Below are 571 nucleotides of genomic sequence, written 5' to 3' on the forward strand. Positions count from 1 at the left end.
CCGGCGACCAAGGCCGATTCACGGATGGCACGACGCTCGACCTGGGTGGATTTGCATGGAACGCAGATCAGCACACGAGGGCTGGGCTGCAGAAAGCTGTTTTCGTGAACCTTGTTGATAAAGTATTGCAGCATCTTTTCGCAGACGCTGAAGTCGGCAATCACGCCGTCCTTCATCGGACGAATGGCAGCAATGTTGCCCGGCGTACGGCCGAGCATGCGCTTGGCTTCGGTGCCGACAGCGACGACACTTTTCTGGTTACCGTGTGTCCGAATGGCCACAACCGATGGCTCATTCAGGACGATACCGCGCTCGCGCACGTAAATAAGGGTGTTGGCAGTGCCCAGGTCAATGGAGAGATCGCTGGAAAACATGCCACGCAGTTTCTTGAACATGGGAAAGGGACCCTAGGCAACGCGTGGGTAAAAAAGTGCGGCAAACTCTAACAACGACAGGGATTTTGGGCAAGGCGCCAATATGTTAAATTGGCCGCTTTTCTGTGCACCAAGCCCCACAATCGCGGCCTTATGACCGTAGAAGTGCGGTAGTGTTCCGACAATCTAACACACGG

1 pseudogene is annotated in these 571 nt (G+C 55.0%); it reads right to left on the bottom strand.

Annotation, left to right across the window (positions count from 1 at the left end):
- Nucleotides 1–395 (bottom strand): annotated as a pseudogene (mreB, locus tag HT737_RS30690) (rod shape-determining protein MreB); the annotation flags it as partial.
- Nucleotides 396–571: the final 176 nt, after the last annotated feature.

The sequence above is a fragment of the Pseudomonas sp. MD195_PC81_125 genome, assembly GCF_014060985.1.
GTDB lineage: Bacteria > Pseudomonadota > Gammaproteobacteria > Pseudomonadales > Pseudomonadaceae > Aquipseudomonas > Aquipseudomonas parakoreensis.